Source organism: Streptomyces sp. NPDC057654, assembly GCF_042800135.1.
In the GTDB taxonomy this organism is placed as follows: Bacteria; Actinomycetota; Actinomycetes; order Streptomycetales; family Streptomycetaceae; genus Streptomyces.
Genome location: NZ_JBHVHQ010000085.1, coordinates 1 through 16,457 on the forward strand (window position 1 = coordinate 1; position 16,457 = coordinate 16,457).

The window sequence follows — 16,457 nt, forward strand, 5'->3', positions numbered from 1 at the left end:
GTCCTCGTGCAGACCAATGTCTTCTGGCGGCTGGCCGCCAAGTACGGCGAGATGTACTACCGCCTCGCCTGCCTGGAGTCCGGCATCCAGGTCGCGCAGGCGCTGGCCGTCGCGGACGGCCAGAACGCCACGGCCCGCATGTGCTTCCCCGACGCCGACGTCACGGAGCTGCTGGGGCTCGACCCGCGCGAGGAGGGGGTGCACGCGATCGTCGAGCTGGTGCCCCCGGTCCCCGCCGCCTTCGGCGGCCCGTCGCTGGCGGCCTTCCCGCGCGCGGCGGGCGCGCACGCGGCCGTACTCGCGCAGAGCCGGCCGGGGGTGGAGCCGCTGCGGCCGGCGGCGGTACCGGAGGACGTACCGGACGCGGAGCCCGAGTCCGAGGCGGGGGCGGAGTCGGAGTCCGAGGCCGAGTCGGAGTCGGAGACCCCTTCGGCGGAAGAATCGAAAGAATCGGAAGAAATAGCGGCAGAACCTCAACGGATCACGCTGCCGCACGCCGTACCGGATCTGCGGGCCGGTACCCGGACCCGGCACGCGGCCATGCGCGGCTTCAGCGGCGAGCCGATGCCGGCGGGCGCGCTGGCCGCGATCCTCGCCGCATACGGCCGGCAGGAGCGCTGGGACCTCCCGGCGAACCTGGTCGAGTTCTACTGCGTGATAGCCGACGTGCCGGGCGTACCGTCCGGGGCCTACCGCTACCTTCCCGACGAGCATCAGCTGGAGCTGGTGAGCGAGGGCGACCCCCGGCAGCGGCTGCGCGAGGCGGCGCTCGCCGCGCTGACCCAGCAGGGCGCGCGCACGGGAAACCTGTGGCTGCTGCCGGTGGGCGACGCGGCGGCGGCCGAGCAGCGGTTCGGCGCGCGCTGGTACCGCGTGCAGCAGGCCGCCGCGGGCGCCGCGCTGCACCGCGCGTGCCTCGCCGCCGCGGCGGTCGACGTGGCCAGCCGCATCCAGAACGACGTGCTCACTCATCTGCTGGACGGCTGGTTCGGCCTGGAAGGGCGCAAGCGGAGCCTGCTGATGGCCCAGCTGGGCGCGGAGCACCCGGCCGGGCTGCGCCCCGAGTTCCGGCTGACTTGGTGAAGGGGAACCACGCGTGAGCAAGACGGTAATCGGCGACGGGCTGCTCGCCGACGCCATCGCCCTGCGCCCGCCGCCGTCGACGCTGGTGGTGGCGCACGACGGCTGGGACACCGGCGGCTGGCCCGCCGCGCACGACCGGGGCGAGCCCTGGCTGCCGGTGTGGACCGAACTCGGCCGGGTCGTGATCGGCCCGGTCGTCCGCCCCGGCGAGCCCGGCTGCGCCCGGTGCGTACAGACCTGGCGGGCCGCCGCACCCCAACGCGACCAGCACACGGCGGAGTTGAGGAAGGTGGACCGGATCGCGTCGCGGCCCTCCGACTGGCTGTCGGGGTTCGCCGCCGACGCCGTGCGCGAGCTGCTGCACTCGGGCGCGGCCGGGGACTGCTGCTGGTACCTCGATCTGCGGGACCTCTCCCTGACCCGGCACGCGTTCCTCCCGGACCCGCTGTGCGAGCTCTGCGGCGCGCTGCCCGACGACACGGCCGTACGGGCCTCGATCACGCCCCAGTCGCGGCCCAAGCCGCACGCGGGCGCGTCCCGGATCCGCGAGCTGTCCGAGCCCCGGCTGACCGGGCTGTACGTGGACGCCGAGACCGGCGTCGTCGCCCCGCCGAGCGGGCTGCGCGACGCGCTGTTCCCGCTGGCCGAGGCGGTGCTGACGGAGTACGGCTACCGCGGCGAGGCGGGGTTCGGGCGCACCCGCGACTTCGCGTCCTGCCGGACCACCGCCGTCGCCGAGGCTCTGGAGAGGCTCGGCGGCCAGTGGCCGTGGGGCAAGCGGACGACCGTACGCGGCAGCTACGCCGAGTTGGCCGGGGACGCCCTCGATCCGCGCTCGCTCGGCCTGTTCCCCCCGGACCGCTACGAGGAGCCGGACTGCGCGTACCGGCCGTTCACCGAGGACGCGGTGGCCGACTGGGTGTGGGGGTACTCCTTCCGCGAGGCCCGGCCCGTGCTCGTACCCGAGAACCACGCGTACTACCGGACGGCGCTGCGGCCCGGCGCGGTCCGCCCGGACAAGCCGTTCACCTTCGAGATCTCCAACGGCTGCGCGCTCGGCGGCTGCCTGGAGGAGGCGGTCCTGCACGGCATCCTGGAGGTCGTCGAACGCGACGCGTTCCTGATGACGTGGTACGCGCGGCTGCCCGTACCGGAGGTGGACCTCGCCCGCGCGCCCGACCCGCGCATCAAGCTGGTCGTGGAGCGCCTGGAGCGCACCGGGTACCGGGTGCGGGTCTTCGACATGACGCTGGCCGAGGGGATTCCCGCGTTCTGGGTGCTGGCCGAGGACACCGTCGGCGACGACGCGCGGCCGAAGGTCATCTGCACCAGCGGCTCGGCGCTGGACCCGGTCTCCGCCGTGCTCACCTCGCTCGGGGAGCTGGCGCCCATCGTCGAGCAGGAGCTGGTGCGGTACGCCGCCGAGGCGGACCGGGCCCGGCGGATGGCCGCCGATCCCGACCTGGTGCGCATCATGCCCGATCACGCGCTGTGCGGCGCGACGCCGGAGGCGTACGAGCGCTTCTCGTTCCTGCTCGACGGCGACCGGGTGACGGGGTGGGACCGGGTGGGGCGCGGGGGCGGTTCGGGCCGGCCCGGCCACGGGCCCTGGCCGCTCCACACCGATCTGCGGGACGACCTCGCCGAGGCGGTCGGCCGGATGCTGGCGGGCGGCATGGACGTGGTGGCCGTCGACCAGACGTCGCCGCTGCACGAGGCCGCCGGCCTGCGCTGCGTGAAGGTGATCGCACCCGGCGCGCTGCCGATGACCTTCGGCCACCGCAACCGGCGGATCACCGGGCTGCCCCGGCTGCGGGAGGTCCCCCACCGGCTCGGATACGCGCAGCGCCCGCTGACGGACGCGGACATCAACCCCTACCCCCACCCCTTCCCGTGACCGATCACGCCACTGCCTTCGGGGTACGCGTCGCGGGGCTGCCCGCGACCGTGCTCGACCGGCTCACCGACCAGCGGCTGCGGGACGCGCTGCTGGCCTCGGTCCGTACGGCGGTCGAGCTGACGGTCCGTGCGGCGGAGCTGTCCGACCGCTGCCACAGCGTGATCGGGGCGCTGTCGGACCCGGCCGCGAAGCCGAAGCTGGTCGCGCTGCGGCGGGCCGTGCACCAATGGCGCGATCCGGGGCGGCTGCTGGCGGAGCCGCTGGTAGCAGGCGCCCTCGGCCCTGAACTGGCTTCTGCTGTCGCGGAGTTCGGGGTGGCGGTGTCGCAGTACCGCTCCGACCGGGCCCAGCTCCCGACCGTACTGGCCGAGGCGGAGGATTCCGTCGCGGACAGCCTGCGGGAGGTCGGGACCGACCCGCGCTTCGGCCAGGGGCTCGCGCACGCCAGCCCCACCCTCCATGAGGCGCTGCGGCGCGGTCCGGGGCGGAAGGAGCTGACCCGGCTGGCGGTCTACGCCGCGCGTGCGGCCGTCAAGACCAGCCCGTTCAGCACGTTCACCGCCGGCGGCCTCGGCCGGTACGTACCGGAGGGCCCGGCGCTGCGGTGGACCGCGACGGAGCGGCCCCGTTCGGTCGTGGAACTCGACCTGTCGGTTCTCACTCCGCTGGCCGCCGAGCTGACGGACGTACGCGTCCGCGTGCGCGTCAATCCGAGCGCGCGTGTGGTGGCCGACGCCGTGCGGTTCATCGGCCCGGCGCCGGCCGAGGAACTGCTCAGCCTGCCACTGACCCCGGCCCTGCGGCACTGCCTGCGCGCGACCGCCGCCACTGCCACCGCCGCCGATCAGCCGCCGACGCTCGCCGAGCTGACGGCGGCCTTCCCCGCGCCGCCGGAGAAGGCAATCGGCTACCTGCGCCGACTCATCGCGGCCGGGCTGCTCCTGATACGTCCCGACTTCGACGAGCACGGAGTCGACCCGTTGGGACGGCTGGCGGACCGGGCTCCAGCGCTGGCCCCTCTCCGAGACACCCTGCGTACATACGGGAGCGCGAACGGCACGGACCGGGTCGCGCTGGGACCGGTCCTGTACGAACAGCTCCAGACCCTCGGCGTCACCGGCAAACTCCGGGACGTCGTGACCGAGCAGTCCGTCATCCCCGGCGTCGTGGTCGAAGCGGGGCTGCCCGCGTGGCAGGAGGTCCTGGACGACCTGGCCGCCGCCTGCCGGGCGCTCGCGGTCTTCGATCACACGCTGCCCTTCAAGCTGGCGGTCGCCGCGTTCGTACGGGAGCGGTTCGGGACGGGGGCGCCGGTGCCGTTCGACCGGTTCTACGCGGAGCTGGTCCGGGACGGACACGAGGTCATGCGGCTGCACCCGGCCGCCGTCGCCTTCGATATGAGCGGGCTGACGGGCACGCTCTCGGCGAGCCCGGTCCCGGAGGTGCGCCGCCTGGTCGACCTGATCGCCGAGGTCCGGGGTGCGCTGCCGGACCGGAGGCGGCTGGCGCGGGTGCTGGACGGGCTGCCGGAGTGGGTGGGCCCGGTGGGGTCGGTAGCGGTGTACGCCCAATACTCGCTACTGAGCGGCGAGTTGACAGTAAACGCGGTGAACTCGGGCTTTGGAAGGGGCCGTTCCCAGACAAGTCGACTACTGCGCCATGTATCAGGTGAAGAGCCCCTCCCGGTAGAGGCTAGGCACCCGAGCGGCACGACGTACGCGGAGTTCGCCCAGACCCTGGCCACCTCGCTCAACCAGCGCGAGCTCGTCCTCCCCGGCCGGCTCGACTACCCGCCGCCCGCCCGGCTGACGGTCGGCGTGGGCGACGACGGGCTGCCGGTCCTATTCGACGGCGACGGCGACGGCGATGCCGATGGCGGCGGTTCGGCGGTCCGGCCCGTGCACGGCGGACTCTCGTACGAGCGGCAGTTCCCGCCGGTCATGGCGCTGCTGGTCGAGGCGTTCGGCGAGAACCCCATCCTGCTGCGGCCCGATCAGCCGCTCCAGCACGACGCGAGCGCCGGGCGCGGCCAGGGCTGCGTCCTGCACGCGCCGCGGCTGGCCATCGGCCGCGTGGTGCTCCGCCGCGCCACGTGGGTCGCCCAGGCGGGGACGCTGCCGCGCCGCACGCCCGGCCAGTGCGACGCGGAGTTCCTGCTCACGGTCGTGACGTGGCTGACCGAGCACGGCATCCCGCCCCGCTTCTTCGTGTCCGTGCTGCGGATGGACGCCGTCGCGACGGGTTCGGCGGCGAGCGACCGCGCCCGGAAGCCGCTGTACGTGGACGTCGGCTCGCCCCCGCTGATGCTGGCCTTCGAGCGCCTGGCCAGGGACCCGGGCAGCGCGGCGGTGTTCTACGAGGTCGCGCCGGAGCCGGAGGCGGCGCTAGCGGATCACGAGGGCGTGCCGAGGGTGACCGAGTACGTAATAGAGCTGAACTGTCGAGAAGGAAGAAGGACATGACAGAGCCCGTATGGCGCAGCGTGAACGTCTTCCACCACGACAGCGACCGGACCGATCTGCTGCTGGACGCGGTGCGCCCGTTCATCGCGGCGGTGACGCCTTCGGTGGACCGGGTGTACTTCCAGCCGCACTGGCGGCGTGGGCCGCACGTCCGTATCCCGATCCGGGCGAGCGCCGGGATCTTCGAGGCCGTGGTGGCCCCGGCGGTCGCCGGGACGCTCCAGGAGTACGTACGGACGCACCCGTCCACGGTGGCCTTGGACGAGCGGGCGGCGCACGACCAGCACGTCCGCCTGGCCCAGCAGGAACGAGAGGAAGGCCCGCTGTCCCCATGGGCGGCGAACAACACGATCGAGACGGAGCCGTACGACCAGCGCCTGGGCGTGCTGGGCGGGCAGGCCGCGGCGGATCTGCTGGCCGACTACTACGTGGACACCAATGAGATCGTCTTCGGCATCCTCGACCGGGTGCGCGGCGGCGGCTCGAAGATGGCGCTGGCGGTCGATCTGTTCATCGCGGCGGCGCACCGCTTCCTCCCGCCGGTGACCTACGGCTATCTGTCCTACCGGGGCCACGCCGACGCCTATCTGGCGAAGCTGCCCGACGCCCTGCGCGAGCGGTTCGACCGGGTCTACGAAGCCAATGCGGAGCACTTCCGGCGACGGGTCAGGGAGATCACGGCGGCGGCCGACTACCACGAGACGCTGCCGTATCCGGAGCTCCTGGACGCGCTGCACCGCTATCGCGACGAGGCCAACAAGCTGATAGTGCAGGATGAGTTGGCGCTGAACAGGGACGAGAACGGTGCTCCGGAGGCGTGGGGTTCGACGTGGAGCGCGTGGTCGGAGCGCAGCGCGTTCCACCGGACGCTGGGCGGCCACCGGGGGGCGGCGGACCAGCTGGGCGGCTGGAACACGTTTCAGCAGTACCGGGTGGTGCTCAACTGGCTGTACCTCAACATGTACCGGCTGGGCATCGGGGAACGGGAGCGCAACCTGATCTGCCATGTGGTCTCCCGCGCCGTGGAGGACGTACACGGGGTGACCGCGCTGGACCGCATCGAGGACCTGATCGGCTTCGTGGACAACGGCGGCCGTCTATAGCCGCCCGTCCCTCTATCTCCACACCAAGACCATGCAAAATCACCTACATAAAAACCTCTCGCGAGTTCCTCCGCATCGTGCATCACACGCGTCCGCCGTACGGTCGAAGGCCGAACGGCGACGGGGCGGGCGGCTGCGGCCCGGCGGGTCAGTAGTTTCGGAGCGACGACGCTGAGAAAGATCATGCGTATGCCCCCGGCAGGACGTCTCGCCATGAACACATCACCAAAGCAAGGCGCGTTCAGCATCGTAAAGCTCGCGAAGGGTACGGACATGACCACTCTGGAGACCAGTAACGCCCTCGACATCGTCCACCGGTCCGATGGCCCCAGCCGCCCCATCCTCGACCAGATCGCCGACAAGTGGTCGATGACAGTCCTGGCCGTCCTCGACGAACCCCGCCGCTTCAACGAGATAAAGCGCCACCTGGAAGGCGTCACCCAGCGCGTCCTCACCCAGACCCTCCGCCGCCTGGAGCGCAACGGCATGATCAGACGCCGCGTCCTGCCGACCTCCCCCGTCGGCGTCGAGTACTCCCGCACCCCGCTCGGCCAGTCCATATGGGAAGTCTTCGGCCAGGTATACGCCTGGGTCGGCGAGAACGCCGACGAAATCCTCGCCCACCAGGCCGAATACGACCGCCGCCACAGCTGTACGAACGCGGACTCCAGACCTGATTCGGGCTCCCCCGTGTCGCTGGTGTCGTGAAGTCCGCCCCTCGGGCGAAACCTTTCCCACCCCAGCCGTTCAGCCGTCCGACAGGACCGCCCGGCAATTCGGCGCACAGCCCCAGAGCCGGAACGGCAGACCCAGGTGGCGCGCCTCACCGAGCACCCGCCCGCCCGCTCCCAGCGGGCGGGCACAGAGGATGCATTCCATGCCCATCTGCTGGCGTGGCCGCAAACGTACGAACTCCGGGAGGGCCTGGTAGGCCGCGCCCTTTACGCTCACCCGTCGCCCTCGACGCGAAACTCGGCCCAAACTTCCTTGCCCCACGGGCGCCTGCCGGAACCGCGCAGGTCACAGCCCCAGCGGTCGGCCAGCGCATTGATGAGAAGCAGACCGCGGCCGGACTCGTCATCGAACGCGGCCCGACTGAGAGCCGGCAGACGCGACGGCTCCCGGTCCACGACCGCGACGCGCACCCATTCCGGCGACGGCCTTCCGACGATGAGGCGGATTTCGCGGCACGGGGTGTGCCCGACGGCATTCGCGATCAGTTCCGTGACGACCAGGGCGGCACGGTCGGAGAGGTCCTTGAGATGCCATACGCCGAGGACATCCCGGACGATCTTGCGGCCGATCTCGGCCGTGGGCGGCTCACAAGGGAAGGTCTGACTGTAGACGGGACGGCCGACGCAGGCGGCCTGAACAGACTTACTGAGACTCGTCATTGCGGTGGAGCCTTCGTGTCGTCTCGGTGCCCGACTCGCATTCCCGAAAAGCTTCGGAGCGGGCGGGCCGTCAACAGTCGCCCGTACGGCGATGACGGGCGACCAGCAAACAGATAACCCCGAATCAGGCCGGCTCAGTCAGGGCGATGAGGCAGGCACCCAAGGCCCCACTTAGGGCGATTTGACCTCGTATTCACCTGACGAATGGACGACACGAGGGCTACCGTGCGCAGATGGACACCACGCGTAACGCCGCTCTTGAGGCGTGGATGACCGAACACGGCTACAGCTCCAACAGCTTCGCTGATGCTGTGAACAGAGCCGTGGGTCGCCTGACGGGCCGGCTTGGCGGCCTCGACGGTTCATCGGTTCGGGACTGGAAAGCGGGCCGGGTCACGTGGCCCAAGTCAGCCACCCGCAAGGCGCTTGAAGACGTCACCGGTCTCCCCGCGACAGCCCTGGGGTTCGTGCCACGGCGCCGGGCCCCATCCACCTCGAACTCAGAGCGGCGGGGGCCCGGCATGAAGCGTCGCACTCTCGTCGGCGGTATTGCTGCGGCAGCCGCCGCGGCAACCGCCCCCGGTGCCGCGGCTCCGCGCCGCATCGGCATGAGTGATGTAGACCGCCTACGGAAGCGCTTCGTCCAGATCGTCTCCAGCGACCATCATCACGGCGGACGGCTGGGCACCGAGCAGCAGGCCGCCGCACTCGCCGACGAGGCACTTGGTCTTCAAGACTCGGGCAGCGCCACCCAACGCGTACGCAACAGCCTCTACGCCTCCGCGGCAGCGTTCCGTTCCTCCGCGATGTGGGCCGCCATCGATGGCCGCCGTTTCGACAACGCCAAGGCGCACATGCGCGAGGCCCAGGCCCTCGCCGAGATCTCCGGGGATTCGGCGATCAAGTTCCGTATCTGGAGTCACGCGGGAACGATGTACCGGCACATGGGCCGGCCCGAAGACGCGTTGGCCGCCAACGACGTGGCCCGCAACCTGCACCTCACACGCCGTGACCCCCTGTTCGCCTGCCTGGGCCATGCCCGCCAGGCCGCCACGCTCGGCCTCCTCGGCGACACCACGGCCGTACAGCGTGCCCTCGGTTGCGCTCAAGACGCGTTCGAACGTGCCGATCCGGATCTCGCTCGACCGGTGTGGATGACTGCGGCACGCAATGGCGCAGAACTTGAAACGCTGGCGCTGGCCGCGTATTTCCGCCTCGGAAAATTCGAGCGAGCTGAAACCCATGCTCACCGGAGTCTGACCTTGCTCCGTCCCCAGATGCGGCGCGACCGCGCCATCAACACCGCCCGTCTCGCCACTGCCCAACTCGGGCAGGGAGACTGCGAACTGGCCACCGCCACGGCGATGAAGGTCCCTACCGACATCGCCACCCGGCACGCACGGGTAGCCCACATGTTGCAAGGGTTCGGCATCACGCTGTGTGCCACTGCCCCAGGCAGTACCGCCGCGCAGACCTGGACCGAGCACACCGCGGCGTGGAGGACAATCGCATAGCCGCGGCGCCCTCCCGTCCAACTGCGAGAGCCCTACGCCATCCTCATGGTCGATCCCGCTGCCGGTGAAGGAAAGGTCCACGCCCTGTACAAGTCATGGGGGTACATGGACATCGGCCAGAGCCAGCCCTAACCAGCCTCACCCGCCCTTACCGTGATGATCCGCGCCAGCCGCTGACCCAGCCCATTCAGCAAGTACCAAAGCAGCGCAGTCCCCCATTCACGTTGCTCGACCCCGGCGAGCTGGAAGGCGCATGGCAGTGGGATTCTGTGCGTTACCGCAGGTTGTCGCGGCGGGGACGGTGGGCGGAAACTAGGGGTCTAGGTCTAGGGGAGGGCCTGTAGAGGATGAGTCGACGGTCCAGTGGGTTGGTCGGGATATGGGCTGAGGCGCAGCGTCAGCAGCAGCGGCGGGTTGAGGCGCAGGCCCGGTTCGAGCGGGAGCAGGAGCGGCGGGAGCGGGCGCGGCAGCGGGAGGTGGCGCGCGGGTACCGCGAGCAGCGCATGGCCTACCGGCAGCAGCGGGAGGCCGAGGCGTGGCGGCGGACCGAGGAGTTGGAGGCGCGGGTCACGGCGTTGCAGGGGCTGTTGGCCGCCGGGTGCCGGGCTCCGGCGTTCAGCGCGCGGCTGCTGACCCGGCCCGAGCACGTCGAGCCCTTCTCCCCCGGCGCGCTCGCCCAGCCCGTACCGATGCCGGACCCCGCCCGGTATCCGTCGTCCGGCGGGTGGACCGCTGCCCGGCGGGCCCAGGCCGAGGCGGAGGCGCGGGCCCGGTACGAGCTCGATCTGCGGGCCGCGCGGGACGCGGAGGCCCTGCGGCAGCAGCAGTTGGCCGCCTACCGGACGCAGTACGAGATGCGCGTCCACGCCCAGTCGGAGGAGGTGCGGCGGCACAACGCCGACATCGCCGAGATGACGGCCGCGCTTCGCGAGGGCGATTCCGAGGCCGCGGTCGAGTATTTCTCCGCCGCTCTGTACGCCTCCGCGGGATGGCCCGAGGATTTACCGCGCCAGGTGACCGCGGCCTATGACTCCGCCGCCCGGCAATTGGTGCTCAATTGGGAGCTGCCCGCCTTCGACGTCGTCCCGGCGGTGAAGTCGGTGCGCTACATGATCAATGCCGATCAGGACAAGGAAGTGGCCCGGTCGGCGACCCAGCGGCGCGCGCTGTACCGGGACGTGCTCGCGCAGTGCATGCTGCTGGTGCTGCGCGACCTTTTCGCGGCGGACGAGGCGGACGGATTCGGCGCGCTGGAATCGGTCGCGCTGAACGGCTTCGTGGACGACAACGACCCCGCTACGGGCCGGCAGGCGCGGATCTTCCTCGCCACGGTCATGGTGTCGCGCTCCACCTTCGCCGCCCTGCGGCTGGAGCAGGTGCAGGCCGTCGACTGTCTGGTGGACGGGTGCCGGGGGCAGCTCTCGGCGCGCCCCGACCAGGCGGCGGGGGTACGGCCCGGCCGGGCGCCCGAGGACATCGGCGACGGCGTCGTCACCCACGGCGGCGGCGAGGAGCCGGATCTGTACGACATGGATCCCGTCGCTTTCGAGTCCCTGGTCGCGGAGCTCTTCCGGGCCATGGGGATGCAGGCCGTGATGACTCAGCGTTCCAACGACGGCGGCGTGGACGTCGACGCGCTGGACCCGGCCCCTATTCGCGGCGGGAAAATCGTCGTCCAGGTCAAGCGGTACCGCAATACGGTGCCCCCGACCGCCGTCCGCGATCTGTACGGCACCGTCCAGGACGCCGGCGCCAACAAGGGCGTGCTGGTGACGACTTCCGGTTTCGGGCCCGGCTCGCACACCTTCGCCAATGGAAAGCCGCTGGAATTGGTGTCGGGCGCCGAACTGGTCGATCTGCTGCACCGGCATGGGCTGCGCGGGCGGCTGGGCGAGCGGCTAAGCGGGGGCGATGCGCGCTCGGTGCCCGCCCAGCGACCGGCGCCCGAACCCGCACCCCCACAAGCGCCTACGGCTGAGACCGCCGAGGACGAGCACAACATCCTGGGCATGTACTGGTCGGGCGGCGTCGCCCTGGACGTATGCGCCCTCGTCTGCCGCGGCGGCCGTGTCCTGGACGACGACCACTTCGTCTTCTTCAACAACCCCCGCACCCCCGACGGCACGGTCCGCGCGCTGACGCCCGTGGCGCCGGACAAGGCCGCCGTCCGCGTCGCCTTCGACGCCCTGCCCGCGCACGCCGACCGCCTCGTCATCGTCGCCGCGGTCGACCCCGTGGCCAACCCCGACGCCGATCTGTCCGGCTTCACGGCGGCCGGCATCCGACTGCTGGACCCGTCCGGGGCCCCGCTGGATCAGTTGGAGGTCTCCGACGGGCGACCGGGCGAGACCGCCCTCGTCCTGGGCTCCTTCCGCCGCCGCTCCGGCGGCGACTGGGACTTCGTCGTCGGCGGCAAGGGGTACAAGGGCGGCCTGGAGGAGCTGGTCCAGGAGTTCGGCATCGAGGTGGCGTAGGGCCCTACAGCGGCGGCAGCGGTGACGGCGGCGGCATCGGCGATACCGGTGCCGCCCGCCGCATGCACCACGTGCGCGGGCCGCCGTCCGGCAGCGGTACGTCCGCCGTGACCGTGAAGCCGAGCCGTTCGTAGAACCGCACGTTCCGTTCGCTCGACGTCTCCAGGAAGGCGGGGTGACCGGCCGCCGCGGCGGCCTCCAGGCCGGGGCGGAGCACCGCGCCGCCCAGGCCGCGGCCCTGCGCCTCGGGGTCCACGGCCACCGCGGCGAGGAACCACACCGGATCGGTGGGGCGGTGCGGCGCGAGCGCGGCCTCAACCGCCTCGTAGGCCGCGGCGCGGTCGCCCGCCAGCTCGCTGACCTGCGGGCCGATCTCCGCGAAACCCGGGCTCGGGTCCTTCTCCGGCGTGGTCCACACCGCCACGGCGCGGCCCTCGTCGGCCACCCAGACGCGGCCGTACGCCATCCCGATGCGGGACAGGAACAGCTCCTCCGTGCGCCCCACCCGCCTCTCGTGGTCGTCGGCCGCGACCACGTGGCGGGTCAGGGCGTAGTCGGCGAACGCGCGGGTCAGCGTCCGTACGGCGGCGGGCACGTCCTCGCCCGTCGCGGGGCGTACGCGCACTTCCTCGGTGAGGGGCATAAGGGCGGGCCGTCCGTTCGTTTCGTTCGCACGTGGTTCTCGGTTCGGGCTCATCGGGCCCGACAACCCGACAACGATCAAGGCCCCCGGCCCGTGCCCGCCGCTTCAGCCCCTCTTCGAACCCGTTCCTGAATCCGGGGCCGTGCCCACCGCCGGCAGCACCGCGCCGCCCCCCGCCCGTACCGCCTCCACCGCCGCCTGGTGCAGCGTCCGGCTGGCCTTCTCATCGGGTACGGGCGCGGGGCTGCCGGTCATCGTGAACCAGTCCAGCGCGGAGCTGTGCTGCACGGCCAGGTACGCCACCCCGTCACGCCAGGTCGTGTGCACCGTGATGTCCCCGGTCAGCGTGCCCGCCTCGTCCGTCGAGACGCCGCCCGGACCCGCGATGACGCCCGTCGTGGTCCACGTCGTCCAGTCCATCGCCCACACCTTCCAGACATAACACTGCATAGCTGTGTCAACAGCGCTTATCACCTATTTTCCAGCATCCGCGAGCAAAGCGCTGGTGACGGCGTGCGGCCCCGCCCCGGCATCCCATTCGGCCACCTGAGTGTCAGTGGTCTCTCCTACGATGGCCTGCATGACGGCCCTGGAATTCGGCACCGACGCGCCCGAGGCGCCCGACACCCCCGACGCCCCCGACGCGTCCGAGAACAGCGAAGCCCTGGGGGTGCTGCACCGCGTCTTCGGCTATGACGCGTTCCGGGGCAGTCAGCAGGAGATCATCGAGCATGTGGCCGGCGGCGGCGACGCGCTCGTGCTCATGCCGACCGGCGGCGGGAAGTCGCTCTGCTACCAGATCCCCGCGCTCGTGCGGAAGGGCGTCGGCATCGTCGTGTCGCCGCTCATCGCGCTCATGCAGGACCAGGTCGACGCGTTGCGCGCGCTCGGCGTCCGGGCCGGGTTCCTGAACTCCACGCAGGACCTCGACGAGCGGCGGCTCGTCGAGGCCGAGTTCCTGGCCGGGGAGATCGACCTGCTCTACCTCGCGCCCGAGCGGCTGCGCGTCGAATCGACGCTCCGGCTCCTCGACCGGGGCACGATCTCGCTCTTCGCGATCGACGAGGCGCACTGCGTCGCCCAGTGGGGCCACGACTTCCGCCCCGACTACCTGGCCCTCTCCGCGCTGCACGAGCGCTGGCCCGAGGTGCCGCGCATCGCGCTGACCGCCACCGCCACGGAGGCCACCCACCGCGAGATCGCCTCCCGGCTGAAGCTGGAGGACGCCCGCCACTTCGTGGCCAGCTTCGACCGGCCCAACATCCAGTACCGCGTCGCCCCGAAGAACGCCCCCAAGCGCCAGCTGCTCGACCTGCTGCGCACCGAGCACCCCGGCGACGCGGGCATCGTCTACTGCCTGTCGCGGTCCTCGGTGGAGAAGACCGCCGCCTTCCTCGCCGAGGAGGGCATCTTGGCCCTGCCGTACCACGCGGGGCTCGACGCCCGCGTCCGCGCCGAGAACCAGGCGCGCTTCCTGCGCGAGGACGGCGTGGTCATGGTCGCCACGATCGCCTTCGGCATGGGCATCGACAAGCCCGACGTACGGTTCGTCGCCCACCTCGACCTGCCGAAATCCGTCGAGGGCTACTACCAGGAGACCGGCCGCGCCGGGCGCGACGGCCTGCCCTCCACGGCCTGGCTCGCGTACGGGCTCCAGGACGTCGTGCAGCAGCGCCGGATGATCGACACCTCCGAGGGCGACCAGGCCCACCGGCGCCGGCTCGGCGTCCACCTCGACGCCATGCTCGCGCTCTGCGAGACGGTCGAGTGCCGCCGGGTCCAGCTGCTGGCCTACTTCGGGCAGCAGAGCACCGCGTGCGGCAACTGCGACACCTGCCTGTCGCCCCCCGAGTCCTGGGACGGCACGGTGCCCGCCCAGAAGGTGCTCTCGACGGTGGTCCGGCTGGACCGCGAGCGCCGCCAGAAGTTCGGCGCGGGCCACATCGTGGACATCCTCACCGGCAAGAAGACCGCGAAGATCATCCAGCACGACCACGACGGACTGTCGGTCTTCGGCATCGGCTCCGAGCTCAGCGGGCCCGAGTGGCACAGCGTGGTGCGCCAGCTCCTCGCGCAGGGGCTGCTGACCGTCGAGGGCGACTACGGCACCCTCGTGCTCACCGCCGACAGCTCCGAGGTCCTCGGCGGCCGGCGCCAGGTGATGCTGCGGCGCGAGCCCAAGCCCGCGGCGCGGCCCGGCAAGGCCGCGAAGGGCTCGGGGTCCGCCAAGCGCGCCCCCGTCGACCTGCCGGAAGCCGCCATGCCGGTCTTCGAGGCGCTACGGGCCTGGCGCGGCGCCACCGCGAAGGAACAGGGCGTCCCGGCGTACGTGATCTTCCACGACGCCACGCTCCGCGAGATCGCGACCGCCGTCCCGACGTCGATGGCCGGGCTCGGCGCGGTCAACGGCGTCGGCGAGAACAAGCTCGCCAAGTACGGCCAGCAGATCCTGGACCTGCTGGCCGGGACGGATGCCAGTGAACCGCAGGGCGCCCAGGGAGCCGAAACCGGCGCGACGCCGCAGCCCAGCACGCCCGCCCGGCCGCGTACCGCCCCCACTCGCCCTGCCCCCGCCGCCCGGTCCACCCCCGATTCCGGCTGGCCCACCGACGCCGACGAACCCGACTTCGAGGAGCCCGACGACCCCGGTTTCTGAGCCCTTGGAGGGGCCGTACGGGGCCCGTACGGGACCGCCGCCTCACCCCTCCCGTGCCGCCGCCAGCCGCCACAGCGACGTGACCTCCGCCGCGCGCGCCTCGTGCAGCGGATCGTCGGGGTCGGTGGCGCGGGCGTGGCGGGGCTTGACGCCCGTACGGTCGAGTACGCGCAGGCCCGCGCCCTCGATGGCGGCCAGCAGTTCCGCGCGGGTGCGGAGCCCGAGGTGTTCGGCCAGGTCGGAGAGGATCAGCCAGCCCTCGCCGCCCGGTGACAGATGGGCGGCGAGGCCGTCGAGGAAGCCGTGGAGCATGCGGCTGTCCGGGTCGTACACGGCGTGCTCCACGGGCGAGGTGGGGCGGGCCGGGACCCACGGCGGGTTGCAGACGATCAGCTGTGCCGGGCCCGGCGGGAACAGGTCGGCGCGTATCACCTCGACGCGGTCGGCGACCCGCAGCCGCTCCGCGTTCTCGCGCGCGCAGGCCAGCGCGCGCGGATCGAGGTCGGTCGCCACCACCCGCCGCACGCCCCGGCGGGCCAGCAGCGCGGCGAGCACGCCCGTACCCGTGCCGACGTCGTACGCGAGGGCCGTGCCCGCGGGCAGCGCGGCATCCGCGACCAGGTCCACGTACTCGCCCCTGACCGGCGAGAACACCCCGTAGTGCGGGTGCACGCGGTCCCCGCCAAGCGCCGGTACGGGCACGCCGCCGCGCCGCCACTCGTACGCGCCGATCAGCCCCAGCACCTCCCGCAGCGACGCCACACTGGGGCCGTCGGGCGGCCCGTACGCCTGTGCGCACGCCTCCCGTACGTCCGGCGCGCGCCGGAGCGCGATGGTGTGGTCGGCGTCGATCGGCACGAGCAGCATGCCGAGGACGCGGGCGCGCCGCTGCTGCGCCTGGCGGTGCCGGTGGAACGCCTCGGCGGGCGAGGCGGCGGGCGGGCGCGCCGAGCGCTTGCGGCGCGGGCCGCGGTCGACGCGCCGGGCCATCGCGCCCAGCAGCTGCCGGGCCCCCTGGAAGTCGCCGTGCCACAGCAGCGCGGTGCCCTCGCAGGCGAGCCGGTACGCCTCGTCGGCCGTCATCCGGTCGTCCGCGAGCCGTACCCGGGCGGGCGGCGGCGCGGCGCTCTCGGAACGCCAGCGGGCCGAGCGCCGCGCCTCGTCCCCGTCGGTCCAGCGAATCGTCTGATACGTGCTCTGGTGCGTACTCAGCGGAGGGCCTCTCAGG

At 72.1% G+C, this 16,457-nt stretch carries 12 protein-coding genes and 1 pseudogene; 9 read left to right on the top strand and 4 right to left on the bottom strand.

Going from position 1 to position 16,457, the window contains the following annotated elements; genetic code table 11:
* From ACFU99_RS09975 to ACFU99_RS09995, 5 genes are all read left to right on the top strand, one after another.
* Positions 1-1,083: nitroreductase family protein (locus ACFU99_RS09975; protein ID WP_384388479.1), on the top strand; the 1,083-nt coding region annotated here is incomplete at its 5' end.
* A 13-nt stretch (positions 1,084-1,096) separates the two neighbouring features.
* A complete protein-coding gene (locus tag ACFU99_RS09980; protein ID WP_384388482.1) occupies positions 1,097-2,980 on the top strand; it encodes a TOMM precursor leader peptide-binding protein in 1,884 nt (627 codons plus the stop codon).
* Entirely contained in the window at positions 2,977-5,445 is a 2,469-nt protein-coding gene (locus ACFU99_RS09985; protein ID WP_384388485.1) for a lantibiotic dehydratase, read from the top strand. Before ACFU99_RS09980 ends, ACFU99_RS09985 begins: the two co-directional genes overlap by 4 nt.
* Positions 5,442-6,548, top strand: a complete 1,107-nt coding sequence (locus tag ACFU99_RS09990; RefSeq protein WP_384388488.1) for a thiopeptide maturation pyridine synthase — start codon at positions 5,442-5,444, stop codon at positions 6,546-6,548. The genes ACFU99_RS09985 and ACFU99_RS09990 overlap by 4 nt, the downstream gene beginning before the upstream one ends.
* Positions 6,549-6,821: 273 nt before the next feature.
* Entirely contained in the window at positions 6,822-7,256 is a 435-nt protein-coding gene (locus ACFU99_RS09995) for a winged helix-turn-helix transcriptional regulator (protein ID WP_384388491.1), read from the top strand.
* A gap of 239 nt (positions 7,257-7,495) precedes the next feature.
* Here the strand turns inward: ACFU99_RS09995 and ACFU99_RS10000 are convergent, their stop codons facing one another.
* Positions 7,496-7,942, bottom strand: a complete 447-nt coding sequence (locus ACFU99_RS10000) for an ATP-binding protein (protein ID WP_384388493.1) — start codon at positions 7,940-7,942, stop codon at positions 7,496-7,498.
* A gap of 233 nt (positions 7,943-8,175) precedes the next feature.
* On the opposite strand from ACFU99_RS10000, the gene ACFU99_RS10005 reads away from it, so the two are divergent.
* The 3 genes and pseudogenes from ACFU99_RS10005 (at position 8,176) to ACFU99_RS10015 (ending at position 11,930) form a co-directional block, all read left to right on the top strand.
* A complete protein-coding gene (locus ACFU99_RS10005; protein ID WP_384388496.1) occupies positions 8,176-9,456 on the top strand; it encodes an XRE family transcriptional regulator in 1,281 nt (426 codons plus the stop codon).
* 27 nt (positions 9,457-9,483) lie between these two features.
* A pseudogene (locus ACFU99_RS10010) lies at positions 9,484-9,588 on the top strand (GNAT family N-acetyltransferase); the annotation flags it as partial.
* Between the two features lie 215 nt (positions 9,589-9,803).
* Positions 9,804-11,930, top strand: coding sequence for a restriction endonuclease (locus tag ACFU99_RS10015; RefSeq protein WP_384388499.1), 2,127 nt, complete (start codon positions 9,804-9,806; stop codon positions 11,928-11,930).
* Positions 11,931-11,934: 4 nt separating this feature from the next.
* Here the strand turns inward: ACFU99_RS10015 and ACFU99_RS10020 are convergent, their stop codons facing one another.
* Together ACFU99_RS10020 and ACFU99_RS10025 are read right to left on the bottom strand one after the other, a co-directional pair.
* Positions 11,935-12,573 carry a GNAT family N-acetyltransferase gene (locus ACFU99_RS10020; RefSeq protein ID WP_384388501.1) on the bottom strand — a complete coding sequence of 213 codons (639 nt, stop codon included), beginning with the start codon at positions 12,571-12,573 and terminating at the stop codon, positions 11,935-11,937.
* A gap of 105 nt (positions 12,574-12,678) precedes the next feature.
* Positions 12,679-12,993: a hypothetical protein gene (locus ACFU99_RS10025; protein ID WP_384388504.1), complete on the bottom strand. Its 315-nt coding sequence runs from the start codon at positions 12,991-12,993 to the stop codon at positions 12,679-12,681.
* 160 nt (positions 12,994-13,153) lie between these two features.
* Between ACFU99_RS10025 and recQ the strand changes: the two genes are divergently transcribed.
* The gene (gene recQ / locus ACFU99_RS10030) at positions 13,154-15,229 is read left to right on the top strand and encodes a DNA helicase RecQ (protein WP_384388507.1); all 2,076 of its coding nucleotides are present in this window, start codon (positions 13,154-13,156) and stop codon (positions 15,227-15,229) included.
* Between the two features lie 42 nt (positions 15,230-15,271).
* On the opposite strand, the gene ACFU99_RS10035 is transcribed toward recQ, so the two are convergent.
* Positions 15,272-16,456: a methyltransferase gene (locus ACFU99_RS10035; RefSeq protein WP_384388509.1), complete on the bottom strand. Its 1,185-nt coding sequence runs from the start codon at positions 16,454-16,456 to the stop codon at positions 15,272-15,274.
* Between the last annotated feature and the right edge of the window lies 1 nt (position 16,457).

Coding starts and splice junctions, on each gene's coding strand:
- ACFU99_RS09990 (WP_384388488.1), top strand. CDS start 5,442: ATGACAGAGCCCGTATGGCGCAGCGTGAACGTCTTCCACCACGACAGC.
- ACFU99_RS09995 (WP_384388491.1), top strand. CDS start 6,822: ATGACCACTCTGGAGACCAGTAACGCCCTCGACATCGTCCACCGGTCC.
- ACFU99_RS10000 (WP_384388493.1), bottom strand. CDS start 7,942: ATGACGAGTCTCAGTAAGTCTGTTCAGGCCGCCTGCGTCGGCCGTCCC.
- ACFU99_RS10005 (WP_384388496.1), top strand. CDS start 8,176: ATGGACACCACGCGTAACGCCGCTCTTGAGGCGTGGATGACCGAACAC.
- ACFU99_RS10015 (WP_384388499.1), top strand. CDS start 9,804: ATGAGTCGACGGTCCAGTGGGTTGGTCGGGATATGGGCTGAGGCGCAG.
- ACFU99_RS10020 (WP_384388501.1), bottom strand. CDS start 12,573: ATGCCCCTCACCGAGGAAGTGCGCGTACGCCCCGCGACGGGCGAGGAC.
- ACFU99_RS10025 (WP_384388504.1), bottom strand. CDS start 12,993: ATGGACTGGACGACGTGGACCACGACGGGCGTCATCGCGGGTCCGGGC.
- recQ (WP_384388507.1), top strand. CDS start 13,154: ATGACGGCCCTGGAATTCGGCACCGACGCGCCCGAGGCGCCCGACACC.